14 protein-coding genes are annotated in these 15,230 nt (G+C 65.4%); 9 read left to right on the forward strand and 5 right to left on the reverse strand.

Annotated elements, in window-relative coordinates:
• The first annotated feature begins 40 nt into the window (after positions 1-40).
• The 4 genes from ACLBWL_RS00765 (at position 41) to phbB (ending at position 5,831) form a co-directional block, all read left to right on the forward strand.
• Complete coding sequence (locus ACLBWL_RS00765; protein ID WP_447789347.1) at positions 41-1,729, forward strand: class I adenylate-forming enzyme family protein; 1,689 nt, start codon at positions 41-43, stop codon at positions 1,727-1,729.
• A 157-nt stretch (positions 1,730-1,886) separates the two neighbouring features.
• A complete protein-coding gene (locus ACLBWL_RS00770; protein WP_447789348.1) occupies positions 1,887-4,073 on the forward strand; it encodes a molybdopterin cofactor-binding domain-containing protein in 2,187 nt (728 codons plus the stop codon).
• The gene (gene hemH / locus ACLBWL_RS00775; protein ID WP_447789350.1) at positions 4,070-5,077 is read left to right on the forward strand and encodes a ferrochelatase; all 1,008 of its coding nucleotides are present in this window, start codon (positions 4,070-4,072) and stop codon (positions 5,075-5,077) included. The genes ACLBWL_RS00770 and hemH overlap by 4 nt, the downstream gene beginning before the upstream one ends.
• A 31-nt stretch (positions 5,078-5,108) precedes the next feature.
• The gene (phbB, locus tag ACLBWL_RS00780; RefSeq protein ID WP_447789352.1) at positions 5,109-5,831 is read left to right on the forward strand and encodes an acetoacetyl-CoA reductase; all 723 of its coding nucleotides are present in this window, start codon (positions 5,109-5,111) and stop codon (positions 5,829-5,831) included.
• Positions 5,832-6,209: 378 nt separating this feature from the next.
• Here the strand turns inward: phbB and murA are convergent, their stop codons facing one another.
• Entirely contained in the window at positions 6,210-7,493 is a 1,284-nt protein-coding gene (gene murA, locus ACLBWL_RS00785; RefSeq protein ID WP_447789354.1) for a UDP-N-acetylglucosamine 1-carboxyvinyltransferase, read from the reverse strand.
• A 188-nt stretch (positions 7,494-7,681) separates the two neighbouring features.
• Here murA and ACLBWL_RS00790 point away from each other — a divergent pair, with 188 nt between their 5' ends.
• Complete coding sequence (locus ACLBWL_RS00790) at positions 7,682-8,416, forward strand: Crp/Fnr family transcriptional regulator (RefSeq protein ID WP_447789356.1); 735 nt, start codon at positions 7,682-7,684, stop codon at positions 8,414-8,416.
• A 10-nt stretch (positions 8,417-8,426) separates the two neighbouring features.
• On the opposite strand, the gene clpS is transcribed toward ACLBWL_RS00790, so the two are convergent.
• From clpS to ACLBWL_RS00805, 3 genes are all read right to left on the reverse strand, one after another.
• Positions 8,427-8,765, reverse strand: a complete 339-nt coding sequence (gene clpS / locus ACLBWL_RS00795) for an ATP-dependent Clp protease adapter ClpS (protein ID WP_447791925.1) — start codon at positions 8,763-8,765, stop codon at positions 8,427-8,429.
• 199 nt (positions 8,766-8,964) lie between these two features.
• The gene (locus tag ACLBWL_RS00800) at positions 8,965-9,426 is read right to left on the reverse strand and encodes a phasin family protein (protein WP_447789358.1); all 462 of its coding nucleotides are present in this window, start codon (positions 9,424-9,426) and stop codon (positions 8,965-8,967) included.
• Between the two features lie 337 nt (positions 9,427-9,763).
• Positions 9,764-11,473, reverse strand: coding sequence for a PHA/PHB synthase family protein (locus tag ACLBWL_RS00805; protein WP_447789360.1), 1,710 nt, complete (start codon positions 11,471-11,473; stop codon positions 9,764-9,766).
• A gap of 301 nt (positions 11,474-11,774) precedes the next feature.
• Between ACLBWL_RS00805 and ACLBWL_RS00810 the strand changes: the two genes are divergently transcribed.
• From ACLBWL_RS00810 to ACLBWL_RS00820, 3 genes are read left to right on the forward strand one after another with little or no spacing between them, the layout of a single operon-like run.
• On the forward strand, positions 11,775-12,983 hold the full coding sequence (locus ACLBWL_RS00810) for an LL-diaminopimelate aminotransferase (protein WP_447789362.1): 1,209 nt from the start codon (positions 11,775-11,777) through the stop codon (positions 12,981-12,983).
• An 11-nt stretch (positions 12,984-12,994) separates the two neighbouring features.
• Positions 12,995-13,771 carry a sulfite exporter TauE/SafE family protein gene (locus ACLBWL_RS00815; protein ID WP_447789364.1) on the forward strand — a complete coding sequence of 259 codons (777 nt, stop codon included), beginning with the start codon at positions 12,995-12,997 and terminating at the stop codon, positions 13,769-13,771.
• Position 13,772: 1 nt separating this feature from the next.
• Complete coding sequence (locus ACLBWL_RS00820) at positions 13,773-14,201, forward strand: acyl-CoA thioesterase (RefSeq protein ID WP_447789366.1); 429 nt, start codon at positions 13,773-13,775, stop codon at positions 14,199-14,201.
• Positions 14,202-14,248: 47 nt separating this feature from the next.
• Here ACLBWL_RS00820 and ACLBWL_RS00825 read toward each other — a convergent pair whose 3' ends face one another.
• Entirely contained in the window at positions 14,249-14,728 is a 480-nt protein-coding gene (locus ACLBWL_RS00825; protein ID WP_447789368.1) for a winged helix-turn-helix transcriptional regulator, read from the reverse strand.
• A 142-nt stretch (positions 14,729-14,870) separates the two neighbouring features.
• Here ACLBWL_RS00825 and ACLBWL_RS00830 point away from each other — a divergent pair, with 142 nt between their 5' ends.
• The gene (locus ACLBWL_RS00830) at positions 14,871-15,191 is read left to right on the forward strand and encodes a CC_3452 family protein (protein WP_447789370.1); all 321 of its coding nucleotides are present in this window, start codon (positions 14,871-14,873) and stop codon (positions 15,189-15,191) included.
• Positions 15,192-15,230: the final 39 nt, after the last annotated feature.

Raw genomic sequence — 15,230 nt, forward strand, 5'->3', positions numbered from 1 at the left:
GTGATAAGACCAAGGGCGATAAGCCGAATAGGAGAGCGATATGCGGACCGAGCTCGATGCAGCTATGGATTCGACGATGGCGGCGCTGACCGCTGAGGGTGGCATGCTGGCGCTCGGATCGGTCGAGCGGTTTGGTGTGACGCTGCCCACGATCGCCGCCGCGCCGCCCGCGCTCAGCTATTATTTCGCGCATTACGCCAACGAGCATCGCGACGCCGTGTTTATCGTTTCGGGCGACGAACGACTGACGTTCGGCGAAGTCCATGCCGCCGCCGAACGCGTCGCACGCGCGCTTGTGAGCGGGTACGACATCGCAAAGGGCGACCGCGTCGGGATCGCGATGCGCAACTCGCCGTCGTGGATCGTCCTCTACATGGGCATCGTCATGGCCGGCGGCGTCGCGACTCTGCTCAACGGCTGGTGGCAGGCGGAGGAGCTGGAAACGGCGATCGGCGAGGTCGATTGCACACTTGTCTTCGCCGATCCGCCGCGGGTGAAGCGTCTCGCGCAGATCGCAGCCTTGCGTGCGCCGGTAGTCGAAATCGACGATTCGCGACTGCTTGCCGAAGCTCTCGCGCAGGTCTTGGCAAAAGACGACGACACCGCCGACCTGCCGTTGCTCGGCCCCGAGGATCATGCGACGATTCTCTTTACGAGCGGCTCGACCGGCCAGTCGAAGGGCGCGCTGTCCGAGCATCGTGCGATCGTGCAGGGCATCTTCAACTATCTCGGCCAGGCGATGATGATGGTCGGCATCGCCACCGCGCAGGGCAATCCCCCGGTCGGGCAGCCGGTCACGCTGCTGACGATCCCGCTCTTTCACATCACCGGTGAAGTGCCGGTGTTCCTCCAGAGCTTTGCGATGGGGCGGAAACTCGTGCTGATGCCGAAATGGGATGCGGGCGAGGCGATGCGGCTGATCGAAGCGGAGGGCGTGACCTATTTCGTCGGCGTTCCTCTCATGAGCTTCGAGATCCTCAACCACCCCGATCGCGCGAAGTACGACCTGTCGACAGTCACCGATTTCGCCGCGGGCGGTGCGCCGCGCCCGGTCGACCATGTCCGCCGGATCGACGCGGAGATGGGCGGAAGTGCGCCGCTGATCGGTTACGGCCTGACCGAAACCAACGCGGTCGGCACCGGCAACTGGCGGAGCAACTACCTCGCCAAGCCCAATTCGGCCGGACGGGCGGGTGCCCCGTTGGTCGACCTCGCGATCCTCGACGATGCCGGGCACCCGGTCGACCAGGGTCAGCGCGGCGAGGTGTGCATACGCTCGATCTGCAACTTCAAGGAATATTGGAACCGCCCCGACGCGACCGCCGCCGCCTTCACGTCCGACGGCTATTTCCGGACCGGCGACATCGGCTATCTCGACGAGGACGACTATCTGTTCATCGTCGACCGCAAGAAGGACATCATCATTCGCGGCGGCGAGAACATCTCGTGCCAGGACGTCGAGGCCGCATTGTACGAGCATCCGGCGGTCGCGGAGGCTGCCGTGTTCGGGTTGGCCGACGAGCGATTCGGCGAAGTGCCCGGCGCGGTAGTGGTCCCTCAGGACGGCGAAACGCTGACCTCGGACGACCTGACCGCGTTCCTTCACCAGCACATCGCCGCGTTCAAGATACCGCAGCGGATCTGGATTTCCACCGAACCGCTCCCCCGACTCGGCACGGAAAAGATCGATAAGGTTTCGCTCAAGGCCACCTACCGAGCGCAGGCCTGACTTCCCTCGCCCCTTCGGGGAGAGGGAGGGAGGAGCCGTAGGCGACGGAAGGGAGAGGGGAGTGAGTCTCCGGGACGCGCCTTGAGACCCACCGCCCCTCATCCGACGCTTCGCGCCACCTTCTCCCCGAGGGGGAGAAGGACTAGGGATCGACGACATGATCAGCAGGCGCAGCATACTCGTCGGCGGCGGCGCGGGGATCGGCCTGGTGGTCGCCTGGGGTCTCTGGCCGCGAACCTACGCGCCGAACCTCGTCGCCAACCCCGGCGAAACCCCGTTCGGCGCATGGCTCAAGATCGGCACCGACGGCCACATAACCGTCGCCGTCCCCCAGGTCGAACACGGCCAGGGCGTCTACACGACCCTCCCCCAGATCGTCGCGGACGAGCTCGGCGCGGACTGGCGCACCGTCGGCATCGAGCCCGCGCCGCTTAACCCGCTCTACGCCAACCCGGTCGGCACGCACGACCTGTTCGAGGGGCTGTTCGATCGCCTGCCAAAGAGTATCGCCAGCGCGCCTATGCTGACAGGCGCCTCCAGTTCGATCCGAATGTTCGAACAAGCCTGCCGCCAAGCCGGCGCCGGCGCCCGTGCGCTGCTGTGCATGGCGGCGGCGAAACGCTGGGATGCCGACTGGACCGCGGTGAATGTCGATGCCGGGTTCTGCACGCATGCAGGCAAACGCATCCGCTTTGCCGACCTTGCCGAAGACGCGGCGACGTTCACGCTCCCCGATCCGCTACCGCTCGGGATTCAGGGTGCCGGCAAATTGGCGGGGACGTCGGTGCCGCGGATCGACGTCCCCGCGAAGGTCGATGGCTCGGCGAATTTCGCCGGCGACGTACGGCTCGCGGACATGGTCCATGCGGCGATCCGCCAAGGGCCAGTCGGTGGCCGGCTGGTGAAAGTCGACCGCGCCGCCGCCGATCGAATCCGAGGCGTGCTGTCGGTGGTCGAGAACCCGCGCTGGGTGGCAGCGGTCGCGACGACGGGGTGGGCGGCGCAGAAGGCACTCGATGCGTTGGCGCCGCGGTTCGAGAATGCCGGCCCCCTCCCCGATTCGGCGTCGATCGACAAAGCGCTGGACGCTGCTCTCGCTGGCCCCGGCACGCGAATGGCGTCGACCGGCGATGTCGCCGCGACGTTCCAAGGTGCCAATCTCGTCACCGCAACGTATCGCGCTGGTCTTGGGCTGCATGCGGCGATCGAAACGCGTAGCGCGACCGCATCCTTTTCGAACGGCCGACTGGAACTGTGGCTGGCGACCCAGGCACCGGGTCTGGCCCGCGCCGCGGCGGCTCGCGCGGCCGGCCTAAACGAAAATGCTGTCGTCGTGCATCCGATGCTGGTCGGCGGGTCGTTCGGAGCTGCGCTCGAGCATGATGTCGCCGAACAGGCCGCCGTGCTGGCGGTGAAGTTGCGGCGTCCCGTCAGCCTCGTCTGGTCGCGCGGCGAGGAATCATTGCACGATCGATACCGCGCGCCGGCCGGTGCGAAGATGGCTGCACGGCTCGCGCCGAACGGTGCGATCATGGGGTGGAGCGCGAACATCGCCGCGCCTGCAACCGGCGCCGAAATAGCGCGGCGGATGATGCCGGGACTTGCGACCGAAGCCGCGCTGATCGGCACGAAGGGCGACCGCTACGCCGTGGCAGGCGCAACGCCCGCCTATCGCATCCCGGCCTACACGATCGACTATCACCCTGCGGAGATCGGCATACCGACCGGTCACCTCCGCGGCGGCGCGCATGGCTACACCGCGTTTTTCACCGAATGCTTCCTCGACGAACTCGCGCGGGTCGCCCAGTCCGAACCGATGTCGTTCCGCATCGGCATGCTCGGCGGCGAACCGCGACTCGCCCGCTGCCTGTCGACCGCGGCGGCGCTTGGCGGCTGGAATGGCGGCGTGGCGGGCAGCGGTCAGGGGCTTGCGTGCCATGCCTTCCGGGGCAGCTACATCGCGGTGATGGCCGAGGCCCATATGGGTGCGGACCGACGGCCGGTGATTGACCGCCTCGTCGCCGCGGTCGATTGCGGCGTGCAGATCAACCCCGATATCGTCCGACAGCAGATCGAGGGCGGGCTGATCTTCGGCATGGCATCAGCAGTCGGCGCGTCGACCGGATTTACCCGCGGACTCGCCGACGCACGCGGTTTCGACACGATCGCATTGCCCCGGCTGGCCGACACGCCCGACATCACCGTCGAACTCATCCACAGCGAGGACGCGCCCGGCGGGGTCGGCGAACTCGGCGTTCCCGCGGTCGCACCGGCGATCGCCAACGCGCTCTTCGCGTCAACGGGCTTTCGCATCCGTCATTTGCCTTTAAGACCAGCATCATGACCTTGCCCCCCGATCATCCGCCGATCCCCAAGCCGCGTATCGGCGTTTTGCTGATGAACCTCGGCACGCCCGATGGCCCCGATGCGAAATCGGTGAAGCGCTATCTCGGCGAGTTCCTGTCCGATGGCCGCGTCGTCGAAATTCCGCAGATCGCGTGGCAGCCGATATTGCGCGGTATCATCCTGAATACGCGGCCGAAGAAGTCGGCACACGCCTATGCGCAGGTCTGGCGCGAGGATGGCTCGCCACTCGCCGCGATCACCCGGTTGCAGGCAGCCGCGTTGAAGGACGCGTTCGGGCCCGAGGTACTGGTCGACTGGGCGATGCGCTACGGCAATCCCTCGATCGCCGACCGTCTGACGGCGATGAAGGCGGCGGGCTGCGAGCGCATCCTGCTCGCGCCGCTCTACCCGCAATATTGCGCAGCGACGACCGCGACCGCGAACGACAAGGCGTTCAAGCATCTCGCTGGCCTGCGCTGGCAGCCGGCGATCCGGACTTTGCCGCCGTATTATGACGACGCGCTCTATATCGATGCGTTGAAGGAGTCGCTCGAAGCGGGCCTCGCGGCGCTCGATTTCACGCCTGACGCTATTGTCGCAAGCTTCCACGGCATGCCGAAGCGGACGTTGCAGCAGGGCGATCCCTATCACTGCCATTGCCAGAAGACCGCGCGGTTGCTCGGCGAACGGATGGGTCGCGAGCTGACGATCGCATTCCAGTCGCGATTCGGGCCGCAGAAGTGGCTCGGGCCCGCGACCGACGAGACGCTCGTCGCGCTCGCCAAGGCCGGCAAGACCAAGATCGCGATCTTCGCGCCCGGCTTCTCGGCCGACTGTCTCGAGACGCTCGAAGAGCTGTCGATCCGCGGTCGCGAGAGCTTTGAGGAGGCGGGCGGCACGCATTTCGCCTATTTGCCATGCCTCAACGACAGCCCCGTCGGCGTCGAAATGCTGCGCAGCATTTTGGCGCGCGAGCTTGAAGGATGGATACGCCCAAGTTAACCTCGCTCAAAATCTACGAGGAGAGAGACTGATGGCACGCGTCGCAATTGTAACGGGTGGTACGCGTGGCATCGGCGAGGCGATCAGCCTGGCGCTCCAGGACATGGGCCTGACCGTCGCCGCAACCTACGCCGGCAACGACGCACGCGCGAAGGAGTTTACCGAGCGCACGGGCATCGCCGCATACAAGTGGGACGTGGCCGATTACGACGCATGCCAGGCGGGTTGCGCGCAGGTCGGCGCTGAGCTGGGCGACGTCGATATCGTCGTCAACAACGCCGGCATTACCCGTGACGGCACCATCCTGAAGATGACATACCAGGATTGGAAAGAGGTGATCGACACCAATCTCGGCGGGTGTTTCAACATGGCCAAGGCGGTGTTCCCGGGCATGCGGACGCGCAAATGGGGGCGGATCGTCAACATCGGCTCGATCAACGGACAGGCCGGGCAGTACGGCCAGGTGAACTATGCCGCGGCGAAGTCCGGCATCCACGGGTTCACCAAGGCCTTGGCGCAGGAGGGCGCGCGCGCGGGCGTGACGGTGAACGCGATCGCGCCGGGGTATATCGATACGGACATGGTGGCGGCGGTGCCGGCCGACGTTTTGGAGAAGATCGTGGCCAAGATCCCGGTCGGGCGGTTGGGACAGGCTACCGAGATCGCCCGTGGCGTTGCGTTTCTGTGCTCGGAAGAGGGTGGGTTCGTTACCGGGTCTACGCTGAGCATCAATGGCGGTCAGCACATGTACTGACGGGCGCAGGCGCGGCAACGTCCGCGCCAATGCCCGCGAGCGAAGCAAAGCGGGCAGCGCCCGGCACGGCCGGCGGGTCGGCTAGGCCGAACCCGTCCGACGGCGGCCTTGCCGGCGGCGCTGGGTAGATGTCTACCGGGCTACCAAGGACGGTCTTGCTTGATCCTGGGCCCCGCGTTCGCGGGGGAACGAGGAAGCGTGCTGGACCAGAGCCACAGCGTCCGCGCTGAACAAGGACGCCACCGCAAAACGCCCGGCAACCTCCTCCCTCTCCCCTTCGGGGAGAGAGTCGGGGTGAGGGGCAGTTTCAAACGCTGTCGCCCGTGGCTACCCCTCACCCAACCCTCTCCCCGGAGGGGAGAGGGCTACCCCGCATAATCACCCGTCGCTAGCGCGCTCGATATCCGCGCCGACCGCGCTCAGCTTTTCCTCAAGCCGCTCATACCCGCGGTCCAAGTGATACACGCGACCGACCGACGTCTCGCCGTCCGCCGCCAGCCCGGCCAAAATCAAGCTCATCGATGCGCGCAGATCGGTCGCCATCACCGGCGCGCCGACCAGCTTGTCGACGCCGCGCACCACCGCTGTCCGCCCGCGTACCTGGATATCGGCGCCCATCCGCGCCAGTTCCGGCACATGCATGTAGCGATTCTCGAAGATCGTCTCGGTCAGCACGCTGGCGCCGTCCGCCTTGCACAGCATTGCCATGAACTGCGCCTGCATGTCGGTGGCGAAGCCGGGATAGGGCGCAGTCGACAGCGTCAGCGGCTTGAGCACGCCGCCCGATGCGACGCGGACGCCATCCTTGGTCGGCGTCACCGAGACGCCCGCCTCGACCAGCGCATCGAAGGTTGCGCCCATGTCCGGCATCGCCACGCCGATCAGTTCCAGGTCGCCGCCGGTGATCGCCGCCGCGCACGCATAACTGCCCGCCTCGATCCGGTCGGGCATCACTGCATAAGTCGCGCCGTGCAGCCGGTCGCGGCCTTCGATCGTCAGCGTCTCGGTGCCGATCCCGTCGATCGACGCGCCCATCGCGACCAGGCAGTTACACAGGTCGACGATCTCGGGCTCGCGCGCGGCGTTCTCGATTATCGACGTGCCCTTGGCGAGCACCGCCGCCATGATGACGTTCTCGGTCGCGCCTACCGACACGATCGGGAAGCGGTAGCGTCCGCCCGGCAGGCGCCCGCCCGGCGCTGTCGCCTTCACATAGCCGGCCGCCATCTCGAGTTCGGCACCGATCGCCTCGAGTGCGCGCAGATGGAGGTCGATCGGACGGTTGCCGATCGCACAGCCGCCCGGCAGCGACACCGTCGCCTCGCCGCCGCGCCCGAGCAGCGGCCCGAGCACGAGGATCGAGGCGCGCATCTTGCGGACGATATCGTAGGGCGCCTCGGTCGAGGTCAGATTGCCCGCGCGGATCGTCATCACCCGGCCGAAATCCTCGGGCCGCGTGCCCTGGATCGCGGTCGATGCACCAAGCTGGTTAAGCAGATGCCCGAAGCCGTCGACGTCCGCGAGGCGCGGCAGGTTGCGCAGCGTCAACGGTTCTTCGGTCAGCAGCGCGCAAGGCATCAGCGTGAGCGCGGCGTTCTTCGCACCGGAAATGGGCAGGCGCCCGGACAGGCGATTGCCGCCGCGAATGAGAATACGGTCCATCCCGGGTGTCTATCGCGGCTGGCGTTCTGCGCAAGGGCCCCGGACGCCTCGTAACGACGGACAGCCCGCATCGTAGGATCGCCAACCCGCGCCTCAGCGCGACCCTTACACCCCCGCTTGATCGACTTTAATGCGCGGGAATCATAGCTTTGCTCTGTGGGGTCTCGAACATGGGGGACCTTTACAGAGTGCCGGACAGCTGCTTCGCCGACCGCGTCGGCGATCTCATCGACTTGTCGGTGAATGAAAGGGCCGCACTCGCGCGGTTCGAGGAGCGTCCGCGTGAGCTGCGCCGCGGTGCCGTACTGCTGCGGGAGAACGACCCGCAAAGCGAACTGTTCATCCTCCAGCGCGGCATGGCGATGAGCTATGTGCTGCTCGACGACGGATCGCGCCAGATCCTTCGGTTTCTCTATGCGGGTGACATGGTCGCCGTGTCAGCGCTGGTGTATCGCGATTCGCCCGAGACGGTGGTCGCGCTGACCGACTGCACCGTCTGCGCCTTCGACCGATCGGCGATGACCGCACTGGTTACCGATCACCCGCGGCTATCGGCGATCATCATGGTGATGAATCAGATGGAGAAGGTCGCGTTGACCGATCGTCTGGCAGCACTAGGCCGGACGTCGGCCAAGGCGCGGATCGCCGCGCTGCTGATCGAGATGCGCAACCGGTTACGCGTCCGCGATCAGGCGATGCAGAACAGTTTTACGCTCGGTCTGACGCAGGAGGAGATCGGCGACGCGACCGGGCTGACCGCGGTGCACGTCAACCGGATGCTGCGCCAATTGGAAGAGGATGGGTTGATCCGACGCGAGGCGGGTCGCGTGTCTTTGCTCAACGAGACGATGCTGGCGCAGGCGGCGAATTATATCGACCGGTTCGACGGGCTCGACCTGCGCTGGTTGCCGCCCGCTCGGTAAGGCACAGGTATCAGGCCTTTTCGAGCGTGCACTGCAATGGGTGCTGGTTCTGCTGCGCGAAGTCCATGACCTGCGACACCTTGGTCTCGGCGACCTCGTAGCTGAACGTCCCGCACACGCCGACACCCTTCTGGTGGACGTGGAGCATCACACGCGTCGCGGCCTCCATATCCATGCGGAAGAAGCGCTGGAGACACAGGACCACGAACTCCATCGGCGTGTAGTCGTCGTTGAGCATCAGCACGCGGTAGGGCGTCGGCTGTTTGGTCTTGGCGCGGGTCTTTGTCGCGACACCCGCGCCGGTGCCACCATTACCGTCTTCACCGCCGTCATCTCGGCGCTCGGCCATCCGCTCGGGAGTCGTTGTGTCTAGGGTCAAAAGCATGCTGCCAAAATATGGCATCACCGGGGGCAAGGGCAAGGGGGCGCCCCGCCAACGCACGCGAAAAGCGCAAACGTAAAAAGGGGCAGCCGTCTCGCGACGACCACCCCTTTCCCTACGCGTTACTCAAAAAAGTGACGCTGCCTACAGGCAACGCCAGATCGGCTCAGGCCGGGATCTTCATCGCGTCCTTGGCGACCGCGACGCGGTTCGAGATCGGCTGGGCGAACTCGCCGAACATCTTGAGCATCCGCTCGGTCGAGCGCGAACCCTCGGCGATCATCGTGTCGAACGCGGTGCGCGCATAATCGCTCTGCAACTTCATGAACTCGGCCGGCGACTTGGCGGCGGCGAGCGTCTTGGCGGCTTCGGTCGCGCTCTCGAACGAGGTCTTCGCATAGTCGGCGACTTCCTGGCCGAGCGCTTCGACGTTCTTTGCGGCGATCTTCGACGATTCAACCAGCGCCTCGACGTTGCCCTTGCCGAATGCGGTCACGTCCTCGACCATCTTCGCCGACTTCTCCATCGCGCCCTTGGCCTGCTCGCTGAACTCGCTGGTCGTGGTGCCGCTGAACCCGTTGGTGAACAGGGCCTTGGTCTTTTCGGTGATGCTCTGGATCGTGTCCATCGTGGCGTCCTTCGTTTCGCTAGCTGGGATCCCCGTTGGCGCAGTCGCCAGATTCGGGGCGGGAGTCTCTGGTTGCGGCGATACAAAAGCAGCCGCGGGAGGTGTGTCGATCGCCGGCGTCTTGGCGACCGGCCTGGGTGCCGGTTTTGCCGGCTTGGCGACGGTCCGACGAGCCTTCGCGGTGGCGACAGGCTTCGAACCGGCCTTGGCCGTCCGTTTCACGATATCCACCATCCACGCACCTCTCTTCGGAGTTATGTCGTGGTCCCTGATACACGATTCGCGGCGTCGCACAACGAAATTGTGCACTGCACCATGACGTTAACGGAAGGGAGCGCTACCGGCTTTTGACGTACTCGCCAGGCGCATCGCCGAGCACCGCGAGGGACCCCCTGCCCGGACACCTAACCCCTTTGACTGCAACGGTTTTCGGATCGATCGCGCGGACCCATTCGACCCAGTCCGGCCACCAGCTTCCCTTGGTCTCGGTCGCCCCCGCAACGAAGTCCTCGAGCGTCGTATGCGCCGAGGGATTGGTCCAAAACTGATACTTGCCCGCCGCCGGCGGGTTCACGACTCCGGCGATGTGGCCCGATCCCGCCAGCACGAACTTCAGCGGTCCCGCGAACAGCTGGGTCAGCTTCCACACGCTCTCGGCCGGCGCGATATGATCCTCGCGACCTGCTTGGACGTAAGCGGGCGTCGTCACCTTGGTGAGATCGATCGGCGTACCGTCCACCGTCATCGTGCCCGTGACCAGCAGATTGTCGCGGTAGAGATCGGTCAGATAGCTCAGATGCCATTTCGCTGGCAGGTTGGTGGTGTCGCCGTTCCAGTGAAGCAGGTCGAACGGCACGTAATCCTGCCCCAGCAGATAATTCTGCGTGACGTAGTTCCAGATCAGGTCACGCCCGCGCAGCAAATTGAACGTCGTCGCCATGTACCGCCCGTCGAGGAACCCCTCGGGCGACAGCGACGCGACCATCTTCAGCTGCTCGTCGTCGATGAAATGCTGCAGCTCGCCAGCCTGCGCGAAATCGACCTGGGCTGTGAAGAACGTCGCGCTCGCCACCTTTTCCGCCTCGCCGCGCGCCGCCAGCAGCGCGAGCGTCGCCGCCAGCGTCGTGCCCGCCACGCAGTACCCGATCGTGTGCACCGCCGGCACCTTCAGCGCAGTCCGCACCGTATCGATCGCGTCGATCTGCGCGGCGATATAATCGTCCCAGACGATGTCCTTCATGCTCGCGTCGGCCGATTTCCACGACACCATGAACACCGTGATGCCCTGCTCGACCGCCCAGCGGATGAAGCTCTTCTCGGGCGTCAGGTCGAGGATGTAGAACCGGTTTATCCACGGCGGGAAGATGACCAGCGGCGTCGCCAGCACCTTGTCGGTGGTCGGGCTGTACTGGATCAGCTCGTAGAGCGGCGTGCGTTTGACCACCTTGCCCGGTGTCATCGCCAGGTTGCGGCCGAGCTCGAACGCGCCGTCGGGGGTATGCGTCACCTGCCCGCGGGCAAGATCCGCCATCATGTTCTGCAGACCTTTGAGCAGATTCTCGCCGCGCGTCTCGATCGTCTTCTCGATCACCTGCGGGTTGGTCAGCGCGAAATTGGTCGGGCTCATCGCATCGACGAACCCCTTGGTTGCGAACCGCAACTGCTCCTTTTGGCGAGGGTCGAGCCCGTCGATCGCCTCGACCCCGCGGAGCATATGGTAGCCGATCAGCTGATAACTCTGCCGGATCAGATCGAATACCGGTTCGCGCCACTGCGGCGCCTTAAACCGCTTGTCGGTGACGGGCGCGGGTTCGGGCACCTTGGCGGGATCGAGGAAGCGCTGCCACAGCGTCAGGCTCTCGGTCCAGAAATCGCGCGCGCGCTCCAGCGTGGCGGGGTCGGTGAAACCCGGGATCGCCGGGATCGCCTCGGGCTTGGGCTGCATCGCCGCGAGCCCCTGCTCCATCATCATCTGCTGCGCACGACCCATCACCCAGGTCCAGTGCTGGAGATCGGGCAGGCTCGGAGTAGGAGGAGTTTCGGCCATGACGTCCTCTGCTTTTTCCGGAGCTTACCGCAGGTATCGGCCAAGCGGAAGGACGACGCTCGACAAGCCCGCTGCCTGCACCATCCCTCCCGTCATCCTGACGAAAGTCAGGACCCAGAGCCACAAACGCCAACGCCCGTAACCCTGGGTCCTGACTTTCGTCAGGATGACGGAGGATGTGTGGCGTCGCTCGTCTGCCTCCAGCCCGAATACCCCAGCTTTCGCAGCCGCGACGAATGAGGCGGATGACGCCTCCCCTCACCTGCGGTACAGCACCCGCTCCTCCAGCATGAGGCCGATCATGTCCGAAGACTTCTACCGCATCAAACGCTTGCCCCCCTATGTCATCGCCGAAGTGAACGCGATGCGGGCGGCGGCGCGCGCGGGCGGGGAGGACATCATCGATCTCGGCATGGGCAATCCCGACCTGCCGCCCCCCGAGCACGTCATCGAGAAGCTCGTCGAAGTCGCGCGCAAGCCGAGCGCGCACGGCTATTCGCAGTCGAAGGGCATCCCAGGCCTGCGGAAAGCACAGGCGAACTATTACGGCCGCCGCTTCGGCGTCGACGTCGATCCTGAGACCGAAGTCGTCGTCACGATGGGCTCGAAGGAAGGCCTCGCGAGTCTCGCCACCGCGATCACCGCGCCCGGCGACGTCGTGCTCGCGCCAAACCCGTCCTATCCGATCCACACCTTCGGCTTCATCATCGCCGGCGCGACGATCCGTGCGGTCCCGACCACGCCCGACGAGGCGTATTTCGAGAGCCTCGAGCGCGCGATGGCGTTCACCGTCCCCGCGCCATCGGTGCTGGTGATGGGCTATCCGTCGAACCCGACCGCCGAAGTCGTCGACCTCGCCTTCTACGAGCGCGTCGTCGCGTTCGCGAAGAAGCACAAGCTGTGGGTGATCTCCGACCTCGCCTATTCGGAGCTCTACTATGACGGCAAGCCGACGCCCTCGATCCTCCAGGTGCCGGGCGCGAAGGACGTCGCGATCGAGTTCACCTCGCTCAGCAAGACCTATTCGATGGCCGGCTGGCGGATGGGCTTCGGGGTCGGCAACAAGACGCTGATCGCGGCGATGACGCGGGTGAAATCGTATCTCGATTACGGCGCGTTCACGCCGATCCAGGCCGCTGCCTGCGCCGCGCTCAACGGCCCGCAGGACATCGTCGAGCGCAACCGCCAGCTTTATCACAAGCGCCGCGACGTACTGGTCGAGAGCTTCGGCCGCGCTGGCTGGGATATCCCGAGCCCTCGCGCGAGCATGTTCGCCTGGGCACCGCTGCCTCCCGCCCTCGCGCACTTAGGTAGCCTTGAGTTCACCAAACAATTGCTGACTCACGCGCACGTCGCCGTTGCCCCAGGTGTCGGCTACGGGGAAAACGGCGAGGGCTATGTGAGGATCGCGATGGTCGAGAACGAACAGCGGCTCCGCCAAGCGGCGCGCAACGTGAAGAAATACCTCGCGAGCATGGGCGTCAACACGCCCGCGCGCGGCGCCGGCTGACCCTCACCGGCGTGGATATCAATCCGTTATATTCGGTGGCCGGCGTACTCGTCGGCCTCATCGTCGGGCTGACGGGTGTCGGCGGCGGATCGCTGATGACGCCATTGCTGGTACTAGTCTTCGGCTTCCACCCCGCCACCGCAGTCGGCACCGACCTGCTCTACGCGTCGGCGACCAAGACGGTAGGCACGACGGTGCATGGCTGGCGCGGCACGGTCGACTGGAGCGTGGTGCGCCGGCTCGCGACCGGCAGCGTCCCTGCGGCGATCGCGACGTTGCTCGTGCTCAACCATCTCGGCGAGAAATCGTCCGACACCGGCCACGCGATTACCGTCGTGCTCGGCGTGACGCTGATCCTGTCGGCAGTCGCGACCTTCTTTCGCGGCAAGATCGTCGCGTGGCTGACCCCCCGCGTGGGCACCGTCGGCGGCGAGCGCCAGGCGATGCTGACGATCCTGCTCGGCGCGGTGCTCGGCGTGCTCGTCTCGCTGACATCGGTCGGCGCCGGCGCACTCGGCATGACCGCCCTCCTGATTCTCTACCCCACCCTCCCGATCAACCGGCTGGTCGGTTCGGACATCGCGCATGCGGTGCCGCTGACGTTGCTCGGCGGGATCGGCCACTGGATCCTCGGCTCGGTCGACGTCGACTTGCTGGTGTCTCTGCTGATCGGCTCGATCCCCGGCATTATCGTCGGCAGCCTGATCGCCACGCGCGTCTCCGACCGCGTGCTGGTGCCGGTGCTCGCGACCGTGCTGGCGCTGGTTGGCGTGAAGCTGATCTTCTGACATGCGGCCCGGCTTCGCCTTCTCCACGCGACTCCGCGTGCGCTATGCCGAGATCGACGGGCAGAAGATCGTCTTCAACTCCCGCTATCTCGAATATGCCGACGTCGCGGTCACCGAGTTCTGGGAATGGACCGGGATCGCCGAGGCGCTACCGGATGTCTGGCCGACCACCGAGTTCAACGTCCGCCGGACCGAGATCGATTACCTCAAGCCGTTCCGCCTCGGGGATACGGTGGAGACGTTCGTGCGGATCGAGAAGCTCGGCACGACGAGCCTGACGAAACGCTTCGAACTCGCGCATGCGGAAACGGGCGAACTGCATACGGTGATCACTATGGTCAGCGTCCACGTAGATCTTGAGACGGGGCGCCCCGTGCCCCTGCCGGACGCGATCCGTGAGGTGTTGGAAGCATTGCAATTGTCATCCTGACACCACCTCCGTCATCCTGACTTTCGTCAGGATGACAGAGTGAGGCTTTACTCCGCCGCCTCAGCCGCCACGCCATCCTCGGCAACATCCCCAGGCAGCGCCCAGATCAGGTCGCCCTTCCCCAGCACGCGCCCATCATGCGACCGCACCGAAACCGGCTGCAATGGCCGTCGATCGCGCGCGTCGACCAGGATCGGGAACGCCGGCACGCACGTCTCCCACCGCTCGCCCCATTGCCTAAGCGCGATCATCGTCGGCAGCAGCGCGAACCCCTTGTCGGTCAGACCATAAGCGATCTTGCGCCGATCCTCCGGGATAGGCTGGCGCGCGAGGATGCCGTGCTCGACCAGCCGCGCGAGCCGGTTCGCGAGGATGTTCCGCGCAATGCCGAGTTCCGACTGGAACTCCTCGAAATGATGCAGGCCGTTGAACGACGCGCGCAGGATGAGGAACGACCAGCGCTCGCCCATCGCTTCCAGCGCGGCGGGAAGGCTGCATTCCAGCAGGGGTTCGCGCAACTTGCCCATGGCGTCCTCCGTATTGGACAGAGACTCTACCGCATAAATCCGACTGGCGAAACGCCCGCTCGCGAGACGACGAATGTTTTAAGTTGCAACTCGAAACTAATATGATAGGTATCAATCAGAAACCTTTCTGAGGAGTCTGTCGATGTCCTACCTGACCCGCGCGCTGTCGCTCGCTGCAATCGCCCTGCCGACCAGCATCGCCGCGCTTCCGGCATCGGCCCAGACCCCGATCAACTATTATGTCGCGGTTCCCGCGGTCGCGCCGACAAGCACGCGGCTGATCACCAACGGCACGCCGTGGCGCTGGGAAAACGCTGCGTTCGTGTCGAGCAAGGCGCCACAGCGCGACGTGATCCTGTGCGCCGCGGTCGCCAAGCGGGTCGGGACACTCACCAGTTTCGCGGTCGCCGGCAAACCCTATGACGCCGAGACGCTCGCAACCTGCAACGCACACGCGAAATAACGAGGAACTTGTTGCAAAAGGGCGCATTCCGGCCCCATC

The sequence above is a fragment of the Sphingomonas sp. M1A8_2b genome (assembly GCF_053345535.1).